Below are 23,692 nucleotides of genomic sequence, written 5' to 3' on the forward strand. Positions count from 1 at the left end.
ACAAGATGCCATCTTGTGTAGCATAAGATGGCATCTTAAACAGCACAAGATGGCATCTTGTGCAATAAAGCAATAAGGCATATGGCTGTTTACCTTATTAGTTTCATCTGTTCACTCCCAGTGTTCCATCACTTAAACTCCGACTGTGTGTTTTTAAATTCAGCTGGTGTCATTCCCGTCTTGCTTTTAAACAGATTATGGAAGGTAGGCATGCTGTTTATTCCGGACGCTTCGGCAATGGCACGCAAAGTATATTCAGGATGTTCTTTCAGTAACTGTATGGCATGCTTCAAACGTATATTATTGATATATCCATTCAGGTTTGTACCTGTATTTTCCTTTATCATCTTGGCAAAACGGGTATTATTCATATGAACTCTCTTAGCCAAATCGTCTCTGCTCAAGTCTGTCGAAAGATACAGCTTCTCTTTTCTAATAAGAAAATCCAGTTTCTGAAAAACCATCTTATTGACTTCATGTGCCGTTTCATCATCTGTTTCCTCACCTTCCTCGCCATCAGGCAAAGATAAAGAGGCGGATAATTGGGAGTTCTCGTGAGACTGATCAAGGCTGGCCTGCAAAGAAAGCTGCTCATTGATATATTGTACCAAAACTCTATTCTTATTCTTTATGGCACGGTTCTTAAACCATAATCTCCAAAGGAAGGCAAATGCCGATAAAGCCAGACATAAAACAAATACCAATGAGATATTACGTATCCGCAACTGGAATGACTGCTCGGCGATACGTGCTTCTTTCTCATTCACTTCGTAAAGAGTAGCCAGTTCCAATGCAGCATTTTCTTTCTCACGAAGATACATGCTGTCAGTCACTGCAATGACCGACTCCCGCAACAGTGCAACTTGTCCGAAATCTTTCAAGGCAACATAAGCTTTTATCTCCTTCTGCAGGATTCCACGATACTGATAATTAATCGTATCTTGCTGTCTGAATACATTTTTCAGCTCACGGCAATGATCCAGTACGGCTTGATATTGTCCGGAAGCAAGTAAATAAGGAGTAGCATCATACTTCCCGTCCGGAGTAGCGGCGGCTTCTGTAGCCTTATACTTTTGGTAATATCTTACTGCTACAGCCGATTCTCCCAACATATAATATGTATAAGCCAGTTTTGAGTAAACATATTCATATTGCTGGTCCAAATAAGTATCCGAGATATCCTGAACTGTTTTCATCCTGTCCAGCAATTTCTCCCTCTGCAGGCCAATTGCCAAAGCATCCGCAAAGCGATTATCGTCAATAAGATAGCTCATCTTCACTCCATAAAAATAAGAAAGCATTCTCATTCCCCGGGCATCGCGGGCATTGTCCAACAATTGAATAGCTTTGTCGAAGTATTCATACCCTTCTTCCTTGAGAGACAACATCCTTTTGTTCTCACCCATGCAGAACAGTAACTTTGCTTCCGCCTGCTTATCCCCATTTTCCCGGGCCAGTTCCATTCCTTGAATGGCATAACGGATGCTCTCCTTATACTCACTTAGAAGATTGGATAATTCGGCTAAAGTTATTGTCATCTCCAACAAATGTTCGGGATTATTATTGGCTATAGAATCATGTACATACGCTCTCCGAGCATACAAGAAAGACAATTCGCATTGATACATGTGGCGGTAAACTCTACTGCGTAACTCATCAATCAGATAAAGAGGCATTGAATTTTTATCTTCGGCCTCATTGAGCAATTCTAAAGCATGTTTAGGTTCGGATACATAAGTATCTCTTATGTGCTGCTCAGTAGGGAGCATGTGAGCTTCATATCCCATGTTTTCTTGAGCAGACAAATGTATGCAGCTTCCCAATAAAAGCATACATATATAAATAACACATCTCATGACATAAAAAAAAGAATGGTTTACATAAAAATAGCTTGTGTTGCATCACATCCCATTGACAAATTCCTTGTCAATGTGCAAATATATACTTTTTTATTTATCTGAAAGATAAAATCAGCTATCTTTGCATGCATGAAACCCCGTCAAATATGAAAATTCTCTGGATAGACCTTAACAGTTCGTATGCCCACTCTTCACTGGCACTCCCTGCACTACATGCACAGATTGCAAACGATCCTTCCGTCGAATGGGAGATAGTATCTGCCACCATCAACGAGAATGCAGGAATGATTGTCGATGAAATATACAGACATCGGCCCGACATACTTGCAGCAACAGCCTGGTTATTCAATCATGAACAGCTACTACATATCACAGCAAGGCTGAAAGCGCTGCTACCTCAAAGCTGCTTCATCTTGGGTGGCCCTGAGTTCTTGGGTGACAACGAAGATTTTCTTCGCAGAAACCCTTTCATCGACTGCGTATTCAGGGGCGAAGGAGAAGAGGTGTTCCCTCAATGGCTTGCTTGCTGGAAGCAACCCGAAAAATGGAATGTAATTCCAGGGTTATGCTATCTTGACTCACAGAAACAATACATAGACAACGGAATTGCCCGCGTACTTAATTTCTCTGACCTTGTACCTCCTGAAAAGAGCTGCTTCTTCAATTGGAGCAAGCCTTTCGTACAACTGGAGACAACACGAGGGTGCTTCAACACTTGTGCATTCTGCGTCAGCGGGGGAGAAAAGCCGGTACGAACCCTGTCTATCGAGAAGATCCGTGAACGACTTCAAGTCATTCACCAGCATGGCATTAAAAATGTCCGCGTCCTCGACCGGACATTCAATTATAATTCCCGACGGGCCAAAGAGCTACTGCAACTCTTTTTAGAATTCTCTCCCGATATACGTTTCCATCTGGAAATGCATCCGGCTCTGCTGTCCGATGAATTAAAAGAAGAACTGAAGCAACTTCCTGCAGGGCTGCTCCATCTTGAAGCCGGCATACAAAGCCTGCGCGAACCCGTCCTGCAGAAAAGTCAGCGAATGGGGAGGCTGGATGATGCTTTGAAGGGATTAAAGTTTCTATGTTCCTTATCCAATATGGAAACTCACGCCGACCTTATTGCCGGATTGCCTCTGTACCATTTATCTGAAATCTTCGAGGATGTGCGTACCCTTGCCGAATATAATGCCGGTGAAATACAATTGGAATCCTTGAAACTGCTTCCCGGTACGGAAATGCGAAGAAAAGCGGAGGCATTGGGCATTCGTTACTCTCCTCTCCCTCCTTATGAGGTATTGCAAACCAACGAAATCAGTGTAAGCGAACTGCAGACAGCCCGCCAGCTCTCACGATTGCTGGATGGATTTTATAATACGCCTGCCTGGCAAGCCGTTACCCGCAAACTGATTTTAGACAATGAGGACTTCCTCCCTCTTTTCTTAGAGTATCTGATACGAAAGAACTTGATAGACCAGCCTATGAGTCTGGAAAAGCGCGGACTTATTCTTTATGAATTCTGCAAGGACAATTACCCCGAATATCAGCTTGCAGTTACCATCGCCTGGATAGAGGCAGGCATGTCACTGAAGAAGGTGCCCGCAGAAAAGGTAAAAACCAAACGTCAACTTCCGCCCGAAAATTGGGAAATTATGTACGGAGAATACAAAGCAAGTCTCCGCCTCTGCTTCTTGCCTACCGACGAGAAAACAGAGGATGGTTATTGGTTTGGCTTCGAGTCTGAAATACAAAAAGCCGAACCGGTATTTAAAGCTAAGGGGACAAACCTCGCAAAACAGTATTGAATGAGTACTTTGTAAATTACAAAATCATCATTAAAATTCCGAAATCATAAAATAATATAGGACATAGAGCACCATAGTTTATTAGCAATCAATAGATTACAATATCATAATCTACAAACTACATTTTGGGATATTGGGAATCCTATTTTCGCCTTACCTTTACAAACAGAAAATTCAAACCTATTATTCAGAACTATGGATGTAAAACCGAACAATACTGCCGGCAATTGTATCTATCTGAAACAAAATGATTGTTATTGTAGATATATGTATAATGAGATTTATCATCTTGAAGCATCAGGGGGATATTGCTATATTTATCTGGCACCCGACCGTCCCAAAATCATACTTGCAATGACACTCACAGAATTAATGGAGTATCTACCTTCAGAGATTTTTATACGTACACACCGCTCTTATATAGTCAACCTAAATCATATTGAGCGAATTACTGGCAATACATTGTATATAGGAGCAGCGCAGATAGTTATAGGGAGGGAATATAAAAAGGAAGTACTTAAGCATTTAAACATAGTAGGATCGTAAATATCCACTCAAGAGAGAGGGGTGCATAAAATTTTGGGTATGGTTGTTTAAATAAGAAATATTACTTAGAAGATATTTCTTGAATATCTCGTAAAAGTCAGACTGATTGAAGTTAGACTTTTACGAGATTTCTTTTTTTGATGAAAACTATGCATCTTGGGATGTATCGTACTTGTGCTTTTTTTTATATTCACCCGGCGCACAGCCCTCACATTCCTTAAAACTGGAATAGAATGTGCTGCAGGATTTAAAGCCAACTTCTTCAGCTAAATCACGCAAATTGTCTGTAAACATGATGCGTTTTAAAGCATGGTCTATTCGAAACTTATTAATCCATTGGTTAAAATTACCTCCCGAATATTTATTGATAGCTGCCGATAAAGCAGTGCGATTTGTATCCAACCTCTCGGCTAATTCATCAAGAGTCAGCGAGCTATTCAGATAGAGTTTTTTAGTTGTAACCAATTTTCGGGCAGCATTGTAGAGTTGTTCTTGCTGGCTAAGCGGTTCGCGTTTTTGAGGAACAGCAGGCGGAGGAGGAGTCAATTCTGAGAGCCGCTTATGGTATTCTTTAATATTTCTCTTCAATCGACAATTTATAAAGACAGAAACGCTAACGACAAGAACCAAAATTAGACTAAAAGTCCATGAGGAAGCTGTCATACGCATTGTATTATCGAGCTGCTGTTGTTTTAGCTTATTTTCATTCTCTAATTCCTGAATTTCGAAACGGCCAGTCCAGTTCTTACTATCACTACTTATTTTTTCTTCATAATATATCTTTTGGATAGAATCCCGATAGACTAATAAATCAGCTGCTTTCTTATATTGCTTAGTAGCTTGGCAAAAAGCACTATAACGCCCAAGAGCATCAATCTGCTTTTCTAATCGGGCAGGTTCAGTCACCGGTTCCTTCATTAAAGGCTCAACTAGGCGAAACGCCTCACCTGCTTGCTGGGTTTTACCATTTTTTTGTAGTAGGGAGGCGTATGAGGGATAAACATACATAAAGTACATAGGAAGCATCTTGTCATCTTGAGATTTCAACTCACTTTCTGCTTCAAATTGCTTCATAGCCTTATTTAAATAATAAGTAGCTGAATCTTCTTGATTTTCTGAAATATACGTTTCTGCCATTCTACAATAATATACTACTCCTATCCTATTATGCAATTTCGAATTCATCTTTGTTAAATAATAGCGTGCACTATCAGACTTCTGAAGCTGCAAGTAGCATATTGACATCATAGAATAGGCAGAAGGTATATGTTTAGCTATAGAATCAACACCTAATGTATTACAGATATTTACAACGTCATTGTAATATTTCAAATCACAAGAAATATCAATAATTGATACTAGACATGATATTTGTTGTTCAAATGATCGGTAATTTACAGCTTGTATATAGGCATCCTTATATACAGAAAGACCTTTTTTCAAATCTCCCAATCGAGTTAAATAAGTAGCAATTGTATACAGATCTTCAATCACAGACATATTCTCTCCTGCATCACGATGTTCTTTCAATAATTCATACAATATTGATATACTTTCTTTATATAACCCTTGTCTGTTCAAAAAAGCTGCCTTTATATCCCTAATTTTCCAACTTTCCTCTTGAGATAAAGAATAACATGCTTCCAGTTCTTTACATAGTTTAAGCCCCTCAACAACAGCACCTGGTGCACTTAATGCATCTAGACTTTCATAAAGAGACACTAATTGAAACAATATCTTCTTTTTTATTTTTTTCGAAGCGATAGGTAAAACTTCAACTAAAAGCTCTTTTTGTTTTTCTATTTTAGAAAACTCCACTTCTGCCCGAGAAGATATCTCTAATATAATTTTTGCTTGTTCACAAACAGGCAAAGTTTTCACTTTTTGTAGCAATGAGTCAAATGAGGGAGATAGTATAGACACCGCATTTAATTCATATCCTACTTGAACAGCAGTCTTTTTATTCTGACTTATACAACCAATACATAGGAACAACAATAAAAACAGAAAAAGCGACTTCATATATTCAATCAAGTCAAAACTATAGCACGATACGCACAAGCAGATGCACAATCACCACATTGGTCACAAATTTTCTCATTCTTCATTACAATAACATTATTTTCCAAAGCCAACAGGCCCCTTAAACATGCATCAATACATTCACAACATGTAGTACATTTAGATTGATTTATTGTCCATCTTCCCACCGGCATATCTCCCGAAGCAGCTGCCAATTTTCCTTCATTGTTTTCCATAATTACGTTATTTTTAGTTTTTAATTTTTAGCCCCCAAATCTACACATTCTATCTAAAATATCAAACCAATATGTGTGACAATTTTCTTACTATCCCTTTTTAATAGAGATTTATGCAAATATTCGTAGTCACCAGACAATCGAATAAACCAGCAGAAAGGTACTTTACGCGTATATGTAACAGAAAAATTCAAAGCGAATCCTGCTGCTGTTTCATAGTCATAATCCTGTTGTAAACGCCTGGTATTCTGCCATAACTTTATTTCACCTGCATTTTGATCGGAAGTTAGTTTCTCCTCTTTCATGATATCTCCACCTCCTACCCGATACTTCCCACCTAAAGAACAATCAAGATATGCATCGGGCAGCACAAAATTACGTGTAAACATTGTGTAGAACGTAAAACGATGAAGCGGTTGCACATATTTCGTTGGATAAAACAATAAACTGCTTTCCTGATAACGATAGTCAACTCCTGACAGTATAGAGAAAAGAGGATTCCAAACATCACGCAACCGACGATATTCATAATTCAAACTCCCCCAACCAATATGGCGAGTAGAGCGAAGTACCTTCCCGTACGAATTCCAGGCTCCCCCTTCCTCTTGCTGTTGCAACGGGTCATAGTTATCAGCCTGCTCATATCTGACTTGCAAACTCCACTCATGTCGAGCATGGGCAAAAAGCCTTTGAATCTTTCCCAAATAAGCAATTTTCCAAAGATCGGTTTTCCCTTCTTCGCGATCTTGTATACGATCTCCTTCAATCTTTTGCTTCGTCATACTTCCCTCCAGTTGCTGGAACCAACGAAATTCCTCCCTACTAAAATCCAACTGTAAGGCTCCACCCAATTCCTGCCCCTTATAATACCACTTTATATTTTCATCTTTAGACAGCGTCTTAAAGAAACTTAGCGGATAAACTGCAAAGAAAGGATAGGTTGCATGTGTCCCCATATTCTGATAATCCACAGATTCTTTTCTCTCGGCATAAAACAACGATGCTCCCCATGTATAATTCCCTGATTGATATCCTATCCCAGGAGTCAATATCCACTCCGACCATTGATTCTTATTACGAGGATCAGTATCCTTAGACGTCATTTGTACCCGATAATCAAATTGTGCACCTACCAACCAACTCGACCGTAACGGCAAAGAAAAGGCTCCGGCCAAATGATACGCCTCACTCCTTCGTTTGCCACTGACCGAATCACACAAATTCACCGCTTGCCAATAATCATTAGTCATCCCGTCCCAATTTTGTCCCCGATTTTGATTCTGCGTATAATCCAAGCAACCATACAAAGCAACCTCTCCCAATCGTTGGAACGACTCGCTCAACACAGAATAAGCATTGGCAGATACAGGCAAAGATACCTTTCCCAAGTTACCACTGCTATAACCATACCCTGCTTCCGCCACAGAAAATGTATTAAAACGGTTGAAAGACAAACCTATCGGATTGCGTCCGGCAAGCCAGGAATTCTGTTTATACACCTCCTGTACAGAAGGAATATGCAAAGTATCCGATTGTGCCAAAGCAACAATCGGTACTCCCATTAATAGCCCTATTAACGCTGTCCGGAACTTCATTCTATTATCACTTCTTCAATAATGGAACCGAAACTTCAAAATCTTCCGCAGAGTTGTTCGTATCCTGATAAGTCACACGCCCATCCGTTCCTATACTCTTCTTGCGGACAAGTGATTTTCCACAATAAGCTCCCTCCGGAATATATGCCGGAGTATGATTCAATTCATCGGGTACCCGCTTATTGGTTATCTTATTTACAGTCTCCACGCACTCAACACAATCAATTACCCACGCTTTAGGTATCATTAGATAGAGTTTATTCTGATTGGCAGCTTGCGGACGGGGCTCACGATTAACCGGGTCGTCTACATAGCTCTCTGCCGCAACTCCTTGCAAACCGAAAACTATGAAAGTAGGACCGACAACAGGCAAAGAATAGATCGAAGTATTAGGATTGAGTTTTGATATAAGCTTCATCGGGGTTACACCCGGCTGAATATCCTGGCGACTCAGGCTCACATCCCAAAATCCCCAGTCCACTCCCGACAAGTCAATCGAATTAGCATGCTGATATTCACCTCCGGTATGATTAACAGCATTTGTAGCAATAGTAGTTCCGGCTCCCGGAAGCAAAGGATAATCCTTACCGTTTCCCGGAAACTGCCAAGTCAAGTCATTCACCGGGATTCTCGACATATCTGTATATTTCATCCAGGGAGATTCTATTCCCGTAGGAGGATCGACCACTCCTACGCACAGTCCGTCCAGATAAATTGTTTCATCCGAATTATTGTATAACGTAACGTATTGATCTGCCTGATATTCTTCCCCCATTTTGCCGATACAGCCACCATAATATATCTCTTTTATAACCAACGCATTCGTTTCAGAACGAGATAGTTGTACCTTCACCACATCTGTAGCCTCACTCTGTCCCGGCAATAACGGCAATGATTCTATTCTACCGCTGAAGATCAGTCCGGATGGAGATTGATAATGTACAGAAACAGTATAGTAACCATACTCCACATTGAAATGCGCTACTCCTTCGGAAGAGCATTGCGATTTATAAATTGCCCCTTGAGACTGATTCGTCAAGACGACTGTCATTTCCTCATAAGGTAAATCCGAATATCCCTCAGGTGATAATATCCGTATATCAACCTGAGACGAGCTATTTTCATCTTCTGAACAAGAAGAAAGAAGTAAGATTAATACGAAAAATAAATAATGAATCGTTTTCATTGCTTGTTATATTTGTTTGTTCTATTTATCCAAGATTATTAAAACCGGATATTTATCTCAGCCCCATAATACAAATCCGGATTCAACAGTGAATATTGCTGTGTACTCTGCGTCCAGCGTTTCGGATTTGCCCTTGTAAGGTTATTGGCACAGAACGCAACCGAGACATGGTTTCCAATTCTTTTTGTCACCCGGAGATTTAACAGGAAATAAGCACCGAACGAGTCTTCCTGAAAGGCTGTCAAAGTGCCGGCATCCATTACCAGATCGGCAAAACGCTTATCAGTCGCCATTTCCGGAGTAAAGCGGTGTCGGGTACCTTCCTCATCCAGGTAATACACCGGATTGAGACGTTTGCGATGTTCCGTATCAGTCATCGGGTTGCCATCCATCCGATACCCATTCTCATCTGCAAGATAAACCGGATTATCATAGTCACTTTCCATTCCTCTGCGCTGTTTATCCATCCATACTGCTTGCAGCGTCAAGGTAGTAATCAGTCCGATACGGGGAACCTGAGTGATGCACTGGAAACGGCTGCTGCATAACTGCCTTGTCCAAAGATTGGAAAGCAGACCGGTAGCCTCGTAAATACCCACATAAGGATAAGGCTTTCCATTCAGTTCCACTTGCGGATAGTACGCAGAAAGTGCATGGTCCTTCTCACGTACCTTTATATAACTGCCACTGACAAGGAATGATGAACGCAAACTCTTCCAACGTCCTAAATCGATGGTATATTCCACCCCTTCCTTACGCTGCTCCACACCATTTTCAGGGCGCATATAGAGGGAAAAAGTCGTATTCGTTGTATAAGGAAGAAGTTCTCCATTATTCATCACTCCTTCAGCAGTCAGCTCCGGGTGTTCACCTTTATCTGTCAACGAAGCATAACGTCGATAGCTGAAGGGCTCCGCCTGCTGTACAGAGCAATACCCATTGCGTAGACGTTCCCGGAACCACACAATGTCGGCAGTTACACCTTTGATTTTCAAGTTTACACCTAATTCTAATTTATTGTTGACCGGCAAGCGCAACTGCGGATTAAAGGTTTTATCTGTTATAAAAGTATGCAACACTGTCAGACGCCGGCCATTTTCCACATCACTATAAGTAAAACAATTCTTGTCTGTATAAGCCTTATCCGGATAAAGATAGGCCAGCACCGGCATTTTACGCATTAATCCCCAACCTACACGTATACTGAAGCTATTCAGAACTCCACCTTCCTTCTGCTCCCAAAGTACCTGTCGGAGATTGAAACGCGGTTCGACTGTTGGAGTGTAATGTAAAGACTTTACCTGCAAATGGTTGAAACGTATCCCCGCCTGCAGTTCAGTTTGCATTCCCCCATAGCGCAAAGTCAGCCTGTCTTCGGCAAAAGCTGCATACTGATGAACAAAAGGAATATCGCGATACGAGCGCGCACGCGCTCCGATCATCTCGGTAGAAGGAGCGAGCGGATTAAAAGAAATCCCCTCACCATGATTGCCTTCCATACCCGCCTTCACGCCTAAAGAAAAATGGTTATACACATTATTATATATGGACTGCCGGAGATTGGCAATCAGAGACGCATCGGCAGTCAAAGGCTTTCCTTCTACAGAAAGATCTGAAAAATAATTAGGTGGAAGGAAGACACCGGCATGTTCTCCTGCTTCTGTTTCATAGGTAGTGACCTGCTGGGTACCCGAATAATAAAGGCTTGACCGATTCTTTTGATATCCATACGTCAGTCCCGCTTCATACTCAAGGCTGGTAATCCATACTTTTCCCAAGTTCCATTGCCCATTCATCGAGAATGAAAGCCCCTGGTTAACAGTCTTCTGATATTCCCCATCGAGCATATTTTTCCCCTTCTCATCCTTATCTTGCATGTGATAGCCTCTAAAATTCAGACGAAAAGTGGCTGAAGGGAAATCTTTGGCATACGCCACCTGCAAGCCCATGCGTTGAAAAGTTTGCTCCGGCTGGCGGTTATCCAGATTAGATAATGCATAATCCGCACCCAAGTAGATAGTCCCTCTATTCTTCTCCAATGCCCAGCCTTTACCCAAAGAAAACAACTTTTCGGAAGCCGTAAACCTCAGCCCGGCAGTATATGGCTGCACACCGGCTTTAGATTTCACCAGTACTACTCCGCTGGTCACGTCACCATAGCGAACGGAAGGAACACCACGTATCACTTCTACCGTTTCAATGGACGAAGGAGAAAGTGAACGTACATCAAACCCGGAAAGCGCAGAACTATTGAATAACTTTCCGATGGCTCCCAAGGCAGTTTGTTGCAAGTTTATGTTGTTATTCATCCGCACGCCATCAACCAGTATTGCTGTTCCCAAAGCGTTGGTTGGATCTTCATACGACGCACTGCGAATAGTAAAAGCGGCGGGGACATTCAGGTCAGGATTACGAGTCAGCACCCCCGGCAACAATTGGGATAATCCGGAAAGTTCAGTAGCTTGTATATGGCGAATAGCCTCCTGTCCGATTACCGAACGGGTACCCGGAGCATCAGGTTGAACAGCAGTAACCACTACCTCCTGAAGGTGGATATTCCGAAGGGAATCAGTACGTAACGTCTGCGTTTGCCCCCATACTTTACACAAACCAGACTGCAATGCCAAGAATAAATAGAATATTATGTATAAATAGTTTCTGCTCATAACTTACGAGACAAAGAAAACTATTTTATTTTATCTATCCATCATCATACACAAAAAAAGGATGCAAAAATTCTATGAATTTCAACTTTTGTGTGTACATTTACAATCAAAAACAACCAAAATGTATCTACTTGCGTTACAAATACTAGTCATCTGCACTTCACTGCTTGCCTGGATTACGACAAGTATCTGTTGGATCATGCAATTGCCATTCTGTAATAAGAAGCAGACGAGTGCGGTCACATTGACAGCCCCCATTCTATTCATGTTATGGGGGATGAATACTTATACCTTGTATGAAACCTTCTTTCTGTGCCAGGGAGTCTCTTTTATGTCCAGTTTTAACTGCTGGTCTTTCACTATAATCATTCCACTGGTTTACTTGTATTACAATTTTCTCGTTACCAGGATATTGCCCAACAAGCAGATGTGGATACGTCACTTATTACTGCCGGGAGTATTAACCATCATTTACATGGGCATGATGTTCTTGAGTCCATCCGCCTATTGGACTATTTTCCGTGTCTGCTGCTGCCTGATAAGCATTCTTCAAATTACAGTATATGCCTTTCATTTACAGCATAGTCAGAAACTTAGCAAACTACGAACTCTTCTTGGTCGCAAGAAAATTATTTTCCTCCTATGCTTTTTCTTTATTGCCGTTGCCAACACATTGGCAACCAACGATGGTTTCAGCATCCTATACAACTTGTTCCTCACTGCATTAGGCAGTTATATTATCTGGGACTTTCAACTTTACCGGAAAATAAAACGTATATTCAGATTAAATCTACCCAGTCTCTCGCAAGTCCACCTCCTACCTCAAAAACAGAAGAAAATATTTATACCTACAGAAAAGCAAAAGAAAATGATAGAAAAATGGTTGGTTCCGGATATATGTAAATCAAAGGTTACTTTGCAAATGATTGCCGACGACGTCATGATAGACAGAGCCGATTTAAGCATATATCTCAAACAAAGATTAGGAACCAGTTTTGCCAAGTACATCACTTCCTTACGCCTTGCTTATGCAAAGGAGTTGCTTTTAAAAAAAGACAAGAACTTAACGATGGCCGAAATAGCCGAATGTACAGGCTTTCAAGGACTATCTACATTTTATCGCGCTTTCATAGCCCAGTATCAGCTCTCACCTTTAGAGTGGAAAAAGCAACAGGCAGATAACAGAGAGCCCTAAAGAGTTCCTAAATCATCTATTTAATTACTAAATCGTCAAAAAGATCCCCTAATCAGAAAGAGTACTCCACTGATAAACAAAGAATTACAATCAAAAGTCCGGTAAACTACTTTTTAGGACTTTTGTATTTGCGTTTCTGCCTATCTTTACAGCAACAAACAATAACTTTTTTATTAACAAGGAGGACTACATCATGATTACTACCACAAAGACCACGTACGAAGTTGGATTATTATACGAGAAAAAGTCCTATGGTTTTTACAATAAAGAAGCCATAGTAGAAGTCCAACCGGACATATCCAGTATTTACGTTAAATATAACAATTCTCTTGAAAAACTGATGTGCTCTATGATCCACTATATAGAAGCAGCCGGAAGCTATTGCAAGATTTGCATGTCGGATGATAAGAGAATAACAATAGCGCAACCGCTCGGAGATTTTATAACATCGCTGCCTTCAGATATTTTTATCCGTGTACATCGCTCATACGCCATTAATATCTGCCATGTCGAGAAATATAGTTGCAACATCTTCTATATAAACAATAATGCAATCCCTATCGGAAGAGCATACAAGCAAGAGGCATTGTCGCATTTCAATATCGCATCAAAAGGGTTATAATATCCCTTTTGATGCGATATAATAGGGTATTTATAGGTTCAAGATAAACGGATTATCCGCAATGGAAATATTTCTCCACCAGCTTCAACATCTCTTCCGGATTGTCTTGTATCTCACTACGCAAAGTCTTGTCATCGTAAGAGCGTAGTTTGGTGAGGATGCCATCAATCATTGCAGGGCTGAATACCCGGTACTGTTCAAAGATTGCACGCTGTTTCTCCAGACAATCAGCAGAAGAAACACAACTGTCGGGAAGTTGTTCCAGTTGTTTCAACTTATTTTCGTTCTCTTTCTTATGAATATTCACATTTACATACGTTTTCTCGGCAATAGCCAAAGCATCTTCTATCTCAAAACCATGACGGCACGCTACGGCCAATCCTGCTATCAATTGGTATAAGTCAGCGGAACCATCCGGAGAACGCATTTCCACCGTCTGCTTCTGTGTAGTATCATAGTGGCTCGGACTTTCCAGCGGGTTGGCAAGCATACACATATCCGTCTTTGCCGACCAGCCTAACGGAACACGTACCAGCACAGAGCGATTACGATCTCCCCAACAAATATTGGTAGGTGCTTCCTGATGGGGAACAAGGCGGAAATAAGAAGTCGGATTCGTATTGCCGAAAGCAGTAATGGAAGGTGCCAGTTGCATCATTCCCGCAATAGCTTTCCGGGCTGTTTCGGAAAGTACCCCATCCTGCAACATCTGATTGTGCCCATCCTTCATGATGCGCATGTGGATATGGAGCCCTGAGCCTGCCTTTCCGGCTGTAATTTTCGGAGCAAAAGTAATATTGTACCCATATTGGTGAGCCAGATTACGAATCACCCACTTGGCTATCATCAGCTGGTCGGCAGCGTAATCGGCACGCACGGGAAGAAATTCAATTTCATTCTGCTCATAGATCTTACCATCGAGCGTAAAATTACCTACTTCAGAATGTCCATACTTTATCTGTCCGCCCGCCTGCGCAATATACGACATACATTCCGTACGGAAATCATTGAACTTGGCATAAGGAGCCGACTCATGATACCCACGCTGGTCTGTAGCCGGGAACAAATCGTCATTTTCCGAAATCACATAATATTCCAACTCACCCATCGCTTGGAATTCCATACCTGTTACGTCGGTAAATGCTTGGCAGGCTTTACGCAAGGTGTATTCCGGTGAGCTTTCCAATGGCTCACCATCCTTATTAAAGAAAGAACAAAGCATGGTAAGCGTAGGTAGTACGGAAAACGGATCGACGAAAGCTGTCCGGAAACGTGGCACTACATACAAGTCGCTACTGCCTGCTTCGATAAAAGGAAACAAGCTCGATCCGTCTACACGTTCGCCGCAAGTAAGTATAGCATCGAGATAAGCAGCATTGTTGATGACAAAGTTCAATGTTTTCAATCGTCCGTCTGCAGCGGGATACATGAAGTTCACCATCTGAATGTCATTCTCCTCAATATAAGAGATGATGTCAGCTTTCGTAAATTCGGAAGCCGGTTTTTGAAGGTCAGCCACCAACAAATTGGGGCTCATTGACAGTTCTTGATTCATAATACGTTGGTTGTTTTTAAGTTATTAGATTATCAGGGGGATCATTTTCCCTCACCCGTTTATTTTCTCTTTTATGTCTGCTTTGAACAGTTCCACTTCATTCTCTTCAAACTGGCAGTTACAAGCCTCTCTTTTGATTCCTTCTTTCATCAGACTATCTAAGAAAACAGCTTTTGTATTGTATGCACGGCACAATTTGCAGAGCGAAAGATGAATTGCCAAACGCATTCTCTCCGTCATGGACAGAGGAACATGAATGCGTTTTTCTATCAGGTATGTAGCTTGCTTACACGACAGCGTAAATATATGTATAAGTTCTTTCAGCATTTTGATCTTATGATTTAAACCAATGAACATCAATACATTTTCTCAACTGAAGACGGCTGCGCTGCAATAACTTCCAATAGTTGGCAATCGACAGATTTAGTTCACGGCATATTTCTGCCGCTTTCTGTTCCTGAAGATAGCATTTATTGACAACAATCAACCATTGCCGGGGCAGATTCCCAAGGCACTGATTGAATACCTCATAAAAGCTCTCATTATTCAACAATGCACTTACTGCAAACTCATCCTCTTCCCAAGGATCTGCAACATCCGCTTCTATCCATTCGCCATGTTTATCAAAAAAAGTATCAAAAGAGAATGATGAAGTGCTTCCATTATACCGTTTCTTATAAATATCCGCAACTTTATGATGCAATATACTCATCAGCCAAGTCAGTGGCGAACTTTTCCCTTGAAAAGAATCCCGGCTTTTAAATGCAGAAAGAAAAACTTCCTGCACTATATCTTTGGCATCTTCTTTATCGGACAGCAGATAATATGCTCTGTCCAATAATATTCTTGAGTAGTCATCTACCCATTTCCCCAATTCGAAAGCAGCCATAGAGTTTTCACTTTGTCGCATACGGTTACTGATTACTTTTTGCTACAAAGATAGTATTTTATCGGACAATAACTTTCAAAACTATATTTATTGTAAGAACCGAGAACGTATTATTTTTCTTTCAAAAGAGAAAGGTAATCTCCATATCCCTCTTCTTTCATCTTTTCCTTCGGAATAAATCTCAGCGATGCACTGTTAATGCAATAGCGTAACCCACCTTTATCGGCCGGACCATCATTGAATACATGTCCCAAGTGTGCATTTCCTGTTTTACTGCGTACCTCAATCCGTTCCATGCCGTAAGAGCGATCCATCTTTTTCACTACCAGACTCTTGTCGATGGGTTTTGAGAAACTGGGCCATCCACAACCGGAATCAAACTTATCTGCTGATACGAATAAAGGCTCGCCTGTAGTTATATCCACATACAGTCCTTCACGCTTTTCATCCCAGTATTCGTTTTTGAAAGCTCTTTCCGTTGCATTCTCCTGTGTCACTGCATATTGTTCATCTGTCAGCATAGAGCGTAATGTAGCATCATCCGGCTTTTGGAATTTCTTTTGAGAGGCCGAGGCTGCTCCGGTCTTTTCATTCTTCATATTGGCTTTCCTGGCCATATCGAATAATTCAGGATCGATATGACAGTAACCATTCGGATGTTTATCCAGATAATCCTGGTGATAGTCTTCAGCAGGATAGAAGTTCTTTATCGGCTCAACTTCCACAACGACCGGCCTGGAGTATTGCTTTGCCAAAACCTCCACAGTCTGTTTGATAAGAGGTAAATCCGCTTTATCAGCATAATAAATACCGGTACGATATTGTGATCCTCTATCATTACCTTGTCGGTTAAGACTTGTCGGGTCTATCGTTTTGAAGAACAAATCTACCAACAGCTTCAAATCAGCTTGTTGCGGATTATAACTTACCTTTACTGTCTCGGCAAAGCCCGTGTCGTCATTGCAAACTTGCTCGTAAGTAGGGTTCTTCAAATTCGCTTTCCCATTAGCATAGCCCACTTGCGTATGGACAACGCCATTAATCTGCTTCATAAAATGCTCTGTTCCCCAGAAGCATCCGCCTGCAAAATAGATTTCTTTCATATCACTCATTTTAGTATTTTTAGAGAGCTGTCCGCTCATTGTTTCCTGCGCAGTTGCCAATCCAACATATACAAGCAACGCAATAGTCAAAATAATAGTTTTCATATATCTTTCTTTTTTATGTAAGTGAATAAGGTGAAGGACGGAGGTACATAAAACCTAGTCCCAACATAGGGATATCTTTTAAAATCATAAAATTCGTGATTGGCACTCCGTCCACTATGCTCCACATTCCGGGAGTAGTAAACAGAAAGCTGAATGTTATCAGGAACGTTGCAATGAGGCAAAGAGCTGCAAATGGCCTCAATACATCATATTTCAGACTAAAAAGCAGCAAAAGCCCAGTCGTGATTTCGATTACTCCAAAAAGATTAGATACCTGCTGTACATTCAAGACATCATATAACCAAAATAGTAAAAAATGGTTCTCTACCAACGGCTTGATGCCAGCCGCTTCGGTAGGTGTAAATTTGAAAAAGCCGATCCACAACATAATTAACACAATACTTAAAAGCGAGATGTAATATCCAAAACGTGCAAGTTGTGGAAATGGAGCGGTGATGTAACTGATAATTGATTTCATGTTCTTTTCTTATTTAATTCGTTATTTTGTTTCTTTTGATAGTTTAGTCTGTCATTCTACAAAATACTGACACCAATTGGAAAACTTTTTTCTAATCTTTTCAAACCTGTAGAAATAACAAGTTAATTATCAAACAAATAGTACATCTTCTTCCTCTACAATAAAATCAAGTTGCCGTTTTATTTTTGTTAATCTATTGCCTATATTACAGTTTGTATGGGAATAAAATAGTATTTTCGGAACTACGAAAGAGGCTGACGGTTGGAAAGGTGAAATAACAAATGAAAAGAAAAATCTAAGATTTATTTTGTACCATTCTGATTATATGTATTTTTGTTCCCTGATAATAAAACTATGCAATCTATTAATTTATAAGTACTATGAGCTATATTCAAGACAATCTACAAGCAGGTGAAGAAATCAAATATAAAGCAAATATTCACTGGTATATTTTCGTATATCCAGTAATACTGTTATTACTGGGTGCTTGCCTTTCTTCCGCACGGACAAGTTTCATTTATTATATCGGTTTGCTTTTACTAATATTAGGATTATTCCAATTGGTAAAAAGAGTTTTTATAAAGCTAGGGGCTGAATATGTTATCACAAACAAAAAGGTTATTCTAAAATCAGGTTTTCTTAGTCGGGATGCTCTCGAATTGATTTTAAATAAATGTGAGGGCTTACGAATTAATCAAAGTATTATGGGACGTATTTTAGGATTTGGTTCTATCGTTGTAACTACTGGCGGAGCAACAAATACATTTAACTATATAACCAATCCAATGAAGTTCAGGAACGAGATCAATGCACAACTTCAATAATCCAGAAGTATGGGGATAAAAAAAGTTCCACAAATCATTGATTTTGTGGAACTTGGCTATCCTTTATCCGGTTTTATCCGGTTAGTTCAGCGGAGAGACAGGGTACTGAGCCAAACCATCTAACAACCTATAAATCAACATCTTATTTTCCAAGATTTCAAATAGGTAACGAAACAGTAACGATTTCCATTGACGCTTTTGTCCAGCTTTGTCCGCTGTTTGTCTGAATATCTCACGAGTTCAAGGATACAACTCTTTTCTGAATTACGCAAATGTCTGAATATAAATGTTTAGCGATTAGTGCAAGGTGCAAGCTATATATATAGATATATACTTGCACCTTGCAGTAAAAATCATAATAAGATGCTTTTGCAATTATAAACTTATTTTCTATGCTTCCTTTCAAATAAGTCTTTATTCTTTTTTCCCCAATCAAGCATAGCATCAATAATTGGAATTAATGTCATTCCAAGAGAAGTGATAGAATATTCAGAGCGAGGTGGAAGTTCAGGATAAATGGTTTTCTCTACCAATCCGTCTTCCACTAACTCTTTTAATTGCAAATCAAGTACTCATGGAGTAGCTTCAGGCAATGCTTTATGAAGTTCGCTGGGGCGCATAGCTTGATAGCGTAATTCATCCAATATACATGACTTCCATTTAGAGTCAATTAGGCTCATAGTTAGTCGTAATGGGCAATCTAAATCTATAGGGATTTTTCTTTCGTACATATCTTTTTTTTGTGACAAAGCTACAAATAACATTCAAAAAAGTAGGTATACCGAATAATTTTTCAGTATATGAATAATTTTACGGTACTTGTATAAACAAGGACTGCCCTATAACTTTGCAACAGAATTAATAACACTATTAAATTATAAAATTATGAGAGCAAATATTGCGGAATACAAAGCAGTGGAAGAAGCTGCTTTGAAGTTTGTTAGGAGTGTGGCAGAGGGAAATAGTACCTATGCAAAAGAACTGTTTATAGATGAAGCCGTATTGTTTGGCTATTTGGATGGGAAGCTGGAACATGGTTCTATTGAACAATTTTATCATAATGTTGATACAGTGGGGGCAGGTGATGATTTTAAGGCACGTATTGATATTGTTTCTGTGGAAGAAACTGTAGCTGTTGTACGTGTATTAGAAGAAAAATGGGGTGGTAGAATTGATTTTACCGACTACTTGCTTCTACTTAAGATAAAAGGGGAATGGAAATGTGTGGCAAAAGCATATAATCAAAACTCAAATACCATTCAAAAATAATCATGAGCAAAATACTTATACTTAACGGAAGTCCTCGTCTACATGGAAACACAGCAGGACTTATAGACGCCTTCAGACAAGGTGCTGAAAAGAAAGGTCATGCAATCACAGTCTTTAATCTGCAAAAAATGAACATTCATCCATGCTTGGGTTGCTTTGGTGGTGGTAAAAATCCGAATAAGCCATGTGTACAAGAAGATGATATGCTACAAATTTATCCTGCCTATGAGGAAGCTGATATTGTAGTATTGGCTTCTCCAATGTACTATTGGAACATTACAGCACAGTTGAAAACAGCTTTCGACCGATTATTTGCTGTTGCCGAGAAAGATGCTAATTACAGCAATCCGCAAAAAGGCTGCATTATGCTTATGGCTGCGGAAGGTAACTCTAAAGATAACTTTGAACCGATAAAACATTATTTTCACTCATTATTAAAACACTTGGAATGGAGTAACTTAGGTGAAGTTTATGCTGGTGGTGTAATGAATATCGGCGATATTAAAAAGCATCCAGCGTTAGAGGAAGCAAGTAAATTAGCTATGTCTATTTAATATGAAAGTCTTATTGATTAACGGTAGTCCCAATAAAACCGGATGCACTTATACTACACTTTCTGAACCTATCTCCTTATATCGCTTAAATTCAACTATTTATCAATATGTCAATGCCTTAGGGGGTACAATTTAGGTTTCAAAAAAGACGTTTATCTGTCGTCCTTTGGCTGTTACTTCGGTTCAAGGATATAACTCTTTTCCGAATTACGCAAATGTTTGAATATAAATGTTTCAGCTTAGAGAGGGTGTGTCAAAACCCTCTTTTTAACAAAACCACCCCTGCTACAACTATGTGTGACAGGGGTGATTTTCTTGTTTTAGGTGTTTTGACACACCCTCCTAAATCATTCTGAAAATCATTTTTCCCTATATTCTTTAGGAGATATGCCAATTTGTCTTTTAAAGTACTTTCCAAAAAATGACTGAGAGGGAAAATTTAAGCCGTCACTAATTTGCTGTATGGTCAAACTGGATGATTTTAATAAAGATTTAGCTTCTAAAATAACATAATCATCAATCCACTCTGCCGCTGTTTTTCCACTCACATTTTTAATAACAGTTGATAGATAGCCAGCAGACAAATGTAGTTTGTCTGCATAGAAAATAACTTTTCTCTCTATCTTGTAGTGTTGTTGTACTGTCTTTAGAAAATCCTGCATCAAGATTTCTTCATTCGATAATTTTTTACTTACTGTTATCTGATGAAAATAATATCCCATTCCATAAAAGAAAGCACAAGTAAGGTGTTTGGTAATATCCAGTTTGTTTGGATGGTCTATTTTTATAACATTACGTACCATATTACAGTAAGAAAGCATTGCTTTATATTGATTTTCCGTTAATGGCAAAATAGGAGTTTCCTGTACAGACATATAGGTTTGAAAATTATATGGCAGACCTAAACTGCTAACAAAATCCTTAGACATTAGTATATAGATACCCTGAAATTCATCTGTCATAAATTCATGTTCCAATAATTGTCCGGGAACATTTATTGACATCCCCAACGCTTTCAGCGAATAGGGTATAAGGTTTATCCGTCCTCTGCTTTCCCCTGCTGAACAGATACAGCAAATATATAAATCTGTCCTAAACGGATAATTCATCAGGTTCATTTCAGATGATAGGTTACCTATATAGAATTTATCTTCTATATTTTCGACGTTCCCACTCTTTTGAATAAATGGATGTGAGTTAAACTGGATAGCACATTTCATAATCTACGTTTTTGAACACAAATATATATCAAAATAATATGTATTTACTAATCAATTCAAAGAACAGTCCAATTTATCCAAATGTATGACCTTTTTTAGCCCTTAAACATCTTCTACTTTTGCAACCGAATTTAAAGATTATAAGAATATGAAAAAGAAACTTTTCATCAGTGTGATACTGATTAGTTTGGGAATGATGAATGTGCAGGCTCAAACTATAACACATGACAAGGAAAAAGTCACGCAAAAAATCAAGTTGACAGGTGGTGCTATTTTAGAAGCCAATCTTACCAACTTTATTCATTCGGGTATTGATAAAGGAAGTAGCGACATGAAAATGGGAGCCAGTATGGGCGGTTTCCTGAATTTAGGGCTTTCATCCCCCTTTTCTATACAGGGGGAAATACTGTTCCACTATAAAACATCTGATTTCAATTGGAACAGTCATGCCGGAAAACATCAATATTGGGGAGTTGAAATACCAATTTATGCCATGTATTCTTGGAATGTCCGTAGCAACAACCAATTGTATGTAGGAATTGGTCCTTATACAAATTTTGGTTTCGGGGCAAGATTCAAAGAGGGTGGACAAAAAATAGATGTTTATGAAAAAGAGGAAAATACAGGCTTACCGATAATGAAAGATTCTGATACAGGTTTCGGGATTAAATTAGGCTATGAACTTACATCGGGCTTACAGTTCAATGTAGCTTATAAAATGAGTGTGACTAATATTATTGACGCTAACAGCAGCAGTGTAAAAATGAAGCCGCAAACATTCGCTTTTGGAATTGCATATCGTTTGGGAAAATAAAGACAAACAAGATGAAGATTAAATATATTATTACTACCCTTTTCTGTTTTCTATATGTATCCGGCGTTTATTCCCAAACTGATTCATCAGAGGTAAAGGGCTTGGAAAAATATTGGAACAGTCTTGTTCATGGAAATGTGGATAGGACATTTGAAAAGAAACTGGATATGAGTTTTGTTGTTGCTCCCTGCTATACGAGAGAGGGCAGTTTGGGCATAGGTGGGGCTGCTACAGCCTTATATCGCTTAGACCGCAAGGATTCAATCATGCAACCCTCTGATATTTCTTTGTCAGGAAGTGCATCAATCAAAGGCATTTATGCTATTACCGCAAAAGGTAATAATCATTTCAAGGGCAACAAATCCCGTTTGTCCTATCGATTACAGTTTCTCCACAAAACATTGGACTTTTGGGGAATTTCTTATAATGCTTGTGCTGTAAATCCAATATCAGAATACACTAAACGGCAAATAAAATGGGAGTCTGATTATGTTTACAAACTGACAAAAGATTTTCATGTGGGCGTAGCTTTCAATGTGAACTATACGGATTTATCGAAAATTACAGATTTAGCCTATTTGTCGGGACAAGAAAAATCCTACTTTTTCACAGGTATAGGGGTTTCCCTGCAATATGATACAAGAGATTTCATACTTAATCCCAAACGGGGGATTTATTTTATGGCAAGGGAGATTCTCTATCCTGATTTTATGAGCACATACAATAGAACAATCTTCAATACAACGATGGTTTTTGATACTTATCAGGAAGTATGGCAAGGTGGAGTTCTTACAACAGACTTATACGGACAGTTTTATAATGGTCAGACTCCTTGGGTGTTAAGAGAGGAATTGGGAAGCGGAAGTAGCAGGATGCGTGGTTATTATGCAGGTCGTTATATGGATTGCAACCAAATTGTAGCGCAATTGGAATTAAGGCAGCACATTTACAGCCGTATAGGTTGCGTTGCATGGATAGGCGGTGGAACGGTATTTCCATCTTTCAAAGAATTGAAGCTAAAGTATATTTTACCTAATTATGGTTTAGGTTTACGGATAGAGTTCAAGCATAATGTCAATGTCCGCATTGACTATGGATTTGGAAAAGATACCGCAGGGTTTGTATTTCAATTCGCAGAAGCATTTTGAT

22 protein-coding genes are annotated in these 23,692 nt (G+C 39.5%); 9 read left to right on the forward strand and 13 right to left on the reverse strand.

What is annotated here, in order from left to right; translation table 11 throughout:
- Nucleotides 1-128: 128 nt before the first annotated feature.
- The gene (locus tag AAE250_RS05495) at nt 129-1,856 is read right to left on the reverse strand and encodes a helix-turn-helix transcriptional regulator (RefSeq protein WP_446715728.1); all 1,728 of its coding nucleotides are present in this window, start codon (nt 1,854-1,856) and stop codon (nt 129-131) included.
- Between the two features lie 149 nt (nt 1,857-2,005).
- Here AAE250_RS05495 and AAE250_RS05500 point away from each other — a divergent pair, with 149 nt between their 5' ends.
- Nucleotides 2,006-3,664, forward strand: a complete 1,659-nt coding sequence (locus tag AAE250_RS05500) for a B12-binding domain-containing radical SAM protein (RefSeq protein ID WP_342288750.1) — start codon at nt 2,006-2,008, stop codon at nt 3,662-3,664.
- A 267-nt stretch (nt 3,665-3,931) separates the two neighbouring features.
- Nucleotides 3,932-4,210, forward strand: a complete 279-nt coding sequence (locus tag AAE250_RS23615) for a LytR/AlgR family response regulator transcription factor (protein ID WP_446715735.1) — start codon at nt 3,932-3,934, stop codon at nt 4,208-4,210.
- Nucleotides 4,211-4,357: 147 nt separating this feature from the next.
- Here AAE250_RS23615 and AAE250_RS05505 read toward each other — a convergent pair whose 3' ends face one another.
- The 5 genes from AAE250_RS05505 to AAE250_RS05525 all read right to left on the reverse strand — a co-directional run bounded on the left by AAE250_RS05505 (nt 4,358) and on the right by AAE250_RS05525 (nt 11,876).
- The gene (locus tag AAE250_RS05505) at nt 4,358-6,232 is read right to left on the reverse strand and encodes a helix-turn-helix transcriptional regulator (protein ID WP_342288751.1); all 1,875 of its coding nucleotides are present in this window, start codon (nt 6,230-6,232) and stop codon (nt 4,358-4,360) included.
- A gap of 8 nt (nt 6,233-6,240) precedes the next feature.
- Entirely contained in the window at nt 6,241-6,468 is a 228-nt protein-coding gene (locus AAE250_RS05510; RefSeq protein ID WP_342288752.1) for a hypothetical protein, read from the reverse strand.
- Nucleotides 6,469-6,521: 53 nt separating this feature from the next.
- Nucleotides 6,522-8,030, reverse strand: a complete 1,509-nt coding sequence (locus AAE250_RS05515; protein WP_342288753.1) for a DUF6850 family outer membrane beta-barrel protein — start codon at nt 8,028-8,030, stop codon at nt 6,522-6,524.
- A gap of 40 nt (nt 8,031-8,070) precedes the next feature.
- Complete coding sequence (locus AAE250_RS05520; protein ID WP_342288754.1) at nt 8,071-9,114, reverse strand: DUF4876 domain-containing protein; 1,044 nt, start codon at nt 9,112-9,114, stop codon at nt 8,071-8,073.
- A gap of 173 nt (nt 9,115-9,287) precedes the next feature.
- The gene (locus AAE250_RS05525) at nt 9,288-11,876 is read right to left on the reverse strand and encodes a TonB-dependent receptor plug domain-containing protein (protein ID WP_342288755.1); all 2,589 of its coding nucleotides are present in this window, start codon (nt 11,874-11,876) and stop codon (nt 9,288-9,290) included.
- Nucleotides 11,877-12,390: 514 nt separating this feature from the next.
- On the opposite strand from AAE250_RS05525, the gene AAE250_RS05530 reads away from it, so the two are divergent.
- Both AAE250_RS05530 and AAE250_RS23620 read left to right on the forward strand, forming a co-directional pair.
- Nucleotides 12,391-13,110, forward strand: coding sequence for a helix-turn-helix domain-containing protein (locus AAE250_RS05530; RefSeq protein WP_342288756.1), 720 nt, complete (start codon nt 12,391-12,393; stop codon nt 13,108-13,110).
- A 340-nt stretch (nt 13,111-13,450) separates the two neighbouring features.
- The gene (locus AAE250_RS23620) at nt 13,451-13,732 is read left to right on the forward strand and encodes a LytR/AlgR family response regulator transcription factor (protein WP_446715736.1); all 282 of its coding nucleotides are present in this window, start codon (nt 13,451-13,453) and stop codon (nt 13,730-13,732) included.
- A 52-nt stretch (nt 13,733-13,784) separates the two neighbouring features.
- Here AAE250_RS23620 and AAE250_RS05535 read toward each other — a convergent pair whose 3' ends face one another.
- The 5 genes from AAE250_RS05535 to AAE250_RS05555 form a co-directional block, all read right to left on the reverse strand.
- On the reverse strand, nt 13,785-15,287 hold the full coding sequence (locus AAE250_RS05535; protein WP_342288757.1) for a glutamine synthetase family protein: 1,503 nt from the start codon (nt 15,285-15,287) through the stop codon (nt 13,785-13,787).
- A gap of 51 nt (nt 15,288-15,338) precedes the next feature.
- Nucleotides 15,339-15,614 (reverse strand): hypothetical protein, encoded by a 276-nt coding sequence (locus tag AAE250_RS05540; protein ID WP_342288758.1) that lies wholly within the window; start codon nt 15,612-15,614, stop codon nt 15,339-15,341.
- A gap of 7 nt (nt 15,615-15,621) precedes the next feature.
- The gene (locus AAE250_RS05545; protein WP_342288760.1) at nt 15,622-16,197 is read right to left on the reverse strand and encodes a sigma-70 family RNA polymerase sigma factor; all 576 of its coding nucleotides are present in this window, start codon (nt 16,195-16,197) and stop codon (nt 15,622-15,624) included.
- A gap of 89 nt (nt 16,198-16,286) precedes the next feature.
- Nucleotides 16,287-17,384 (reverse strand): peptide-methionine (R)-S-oxide reductase MsrB, encoded by a 1,098-nt coding sequence (gene msrB, locus AAE250_RS05550; protein WP_342288761.1) that lies wholly within the window; start codon nt 17,382-17,384, stop codon nt 16,287-16,289.
- A gap of 13 nt (nt 17,385-17,397) precedes the next feature.
- A complete protein-coding gene (locus tag AAE250_RS05555) occupies nt 17,398-17,862 on the reverse strand; it encodes a DUF417 family protein (RefSeq protein WP_342288762.1) in 465 nt (154 codons plus the stop codon).
- Nucleotides 17,863-18,242: 380 nt separating this feature from the next.
- Between AAE250_RS05555 and AAE250_RS05560 the strand changes: the two genes are divergently transcribed.
- Complete coding sequence (locus tag AAE250_RS05560) at nt 18,243-18,686, forward strand: PH domain-containing protein (RefSeq protein ID WP_342288764.1); 444 nt, start codon at nt 18,243-18,245, stop codon at nt 18,684-18,686.
- 383 nt (nt 18,687-19,069) lie between these two features.
- Here AAE250_RS05560 and AAE250_RS05565 read toward each other — a convergent pair whose 3' ends face one another.
- Nucleotides 19,070-19,249, reverse strand: a complete 180-nt coding sequence (locus tag AAE250_RS05565) for a winged helix-turn-helix transcriptional regulator (protein WP_342288765.1) — start codon at nt 19,247-19,249, stop codon at nt 19,070-19,072.
- A gap of 322 nt (nt 19,250-19,571) precedes the next feature.
- Here AAE250_RS05565 and AAE250_RS05570 point away from each other — a divergent pair, with 322 nt between their 5' ends.
- Nucleotides 19,572-19,955 (forward strand): nuclear transport factor 2 family protein, encoded by a 384-nt coding sequence (locus AAE250_RS05570; protein ID WP_342288766.1) that lies wholly within the window; start codon nt 19,572-19,574, stop codon nt 19,953-19,955.
- A gap of 2 nt (nt 19,956-19,957) precedes the next feature.
- Nucleotides 19,958-20,509 carry a flavodoxin family protein gene (locus tag AAE250_RS05575; protein WP_342288767.1) on the forward strand — a complete coding sequence of 184 codons (552 nt, stop codon included), beginning with the start codon at nt 19,958-19,960 and terminating at the stop codon, nt 20,507-20,509.
- 359 nt (nt 20,510-20,868) lie between these two features.
- Here AAE250_RS05575 and AAE250_RS05580 read toward each other — a convergent pair whose 3' ends face one another.
- Nucleotides 20,869-21,729: a helix-turn-helix domain-containing protein gene (locus AAE250_RS05580; RefSeq protein WP_342288768.1), complete on the reverse strand. Its 861-nt coding sequence runs from the start codon at nt 21,727-21,729 to the stop codon at nt 20,869-20,871.
- 148 nt (nt 21,730-21,877) lie between these two features.
- Between AAE250_RS05580 and AAE250_RS05585 the strand changes: the two genes are divergently transcribed.
- Together AAE250_RS05585 and AAE250_RS05590 are read left to right on the forward strand one after the other, a co-directional pair.
- Nucleotides 21,878-22,543 carry a porin family protein gene (locus AAE250_RS05585; protein WP_342288769.1) on the forward strand — a complete coding sequence of 222 codons (666 nt, stop codon included), beginning with the start codon at nt 21,878-21,880 and terminating at the stop codon, nt 22,541-22,543.
- 11 nt (nt 22,544-22,554) lie between these two features.
- Nucleotides 22,555-23,691: a BamA/TamA family outer membrane protein gene (locus tag AAE250_RS05590; protein WP_342288770.1), complete on the forward strand. Its 1,137-nt coding sequence runs from the start codon at nt 22,555-22,557 to the stop codon at nt 23,689-23,691.
- Nucleotide 23,692: the final 1 nt, after the last annotated feature.

Source organism: Bacteroides sp. GD17 (assembly GCF_038448625.1).
Classification (GTDB): domain Bacteria; phylum Bacteroidota; class Bacteroidia; order Bacteroidales; family Bacteroidaceae; genus Bacteroides.

What these genes read in the sequence shown, in the direction of transcription:
- AAE250_RS05495 (WP_446715728.1), bottom strand. Translation starts at nt 1,856, where the DNA reads ATGAGATGTGTTATTTATATATGTATGCTTTTATTGGGAAGCTGCATA.
- AAE250_RS05500 (WP_342288750.1), top strand. Translation starts at nt 2,006, where the DNA reads ATGAAAATTCTCTGGATAGACCTTAACAGTTCGTATGCCCACTCTTCA.
- AAE250_RS23615 (WP_446715735.1), top strand. Translation starts at nt 3,932, where the DNA reads ATGTATAATGAGATTTATCATCTTGAAGCATCAGGGGGATATTGCTAT.
- AAE250_RS05505 (WP_342288751.1), bottom strand. Translation starts at nt 6,232, where the DNA reads ATGAAGTCGCTTTTTCTGTTTTTATTGTTGTTCCTATGTATTGGTTGT.
- AAE250_RS05510 (WP_342288752.1), bottom strand. Translation starts at nt 6,468, where the DNA reads ATGGAAAACAATGAAGGAAAATTGGCAGCTGCTTCGGGAGATATGCCG.
- AAE250_RS05515 (WP_342288753.1), bottom strand. Translation starts at nt 8,030, where the DNA reads ATGGGAGTACCGATTGTTGCTTTGGCACAATCGGATACTTTGCATATT.
- AAE250_RS05520 (WP_342288754.1), bottom strand. Translation starts at nt 9,114, where the DNA reads ATGACAGTCGTCTTGACGAATCAGTCTCAAGGGGCAATTTATAAATCG.
- AAE250_RS05530 (WP_342288756.1), top strand. Translation starts at nt 12,391, where the DNA reads ATGGGCATGATGTTCTTGAGTCCATCCGCCTATTGGACTATTTTCCGT.
- AAE250_RS23620 (WP_446715736.1), top strand. Translation starts at nt 13,451, where the DNA reads ATGTGCTCTATGATCCACTATATAGAAGCAGCCGGAAGCTATTGCAAG.
- AAE250_RS05535 (WP_342288757.1), bottom strand. Translation starts at nt 15,287, where the DNA reads ATGAATCAAGAACTGTCAATGAGCCCCAATTTGTTGGTGGCTGACCTT.
- AAE250_RS05540 (WP_342288758.1), bottom strand. Translation starts at nt 15,614, where the DNA reads ATGCTGAAAGAACTTATACATATATTTACGCTGTCGTGTAAGCAAGCT.
- AAE250_RS05545 (WP_342288760.1), bottom strand. Translation starts at nt 16,197, where the DNA reads ATGCGACAAAGTGAAAACTCTATGGCTGCTTTCGAATTGGGGAAATGG.
- msrB (WP_342288761.1), bottom strand. Translation starts at nt 17,384, where the DNA reads ATGAAAACTATTATTTTGACTATTGCGTTGCTTGTATATGTTGGATTG.
- AAE250_RS05555 (WP_342288762.1), bottom strand. Translation starts at nt 17,862, where the DNA reads ATGAAATCAATTATCAGTTACATCACCGCTCCATTTCCACAACTTGCA.
- AAE250_RS05560 (WP_342288764.1), top strand. Translation starts at nt 18,243, where the DNA reads ATGAGCTATATTCAAGACAATCTACAAGCAGGTGAAGAAATCAAATAT.
- AAE250_RS05570 (WP_342288766.1), top strand. Translation starts at nt 19,572, where the DNA reads ATGAGAGCAAATATTGCGGAATACAAAGCAGTGGAAGAAGCTGCTTTG.
- AAE250_RS05575 (WP_342288767.1), top strand. Translation starts at nt 19,958, where the DNA reads ATGAGCAAAATACTTATACTTAACGGAAGTCCTCGTCTACATGGAAAC.
- AAE250_RS05580 (WP_342288768.1), bottom strand. Translation starts at nt 21,729, where the DNA reads ATGAAATGTGCTATCCAGTTTAACTCACATCCATTTATTCAAAAGAGT.
- AAE250_RS05585 (WP_342288769.1), top strand. Translation starts at nt 21,878, where the DNA reads ATGAAAAAGAAACTTTTCATCAGTGTGATACTGATTAGTTTGGGAATG.
- AAE250_RS05590 (WP_342288770.1), top strand. Translation starts at nt 22,555, where the DNA reads ATGAAGATTAAATATATTATTACTACCCTTTTCTGTTTTCTATATGTA.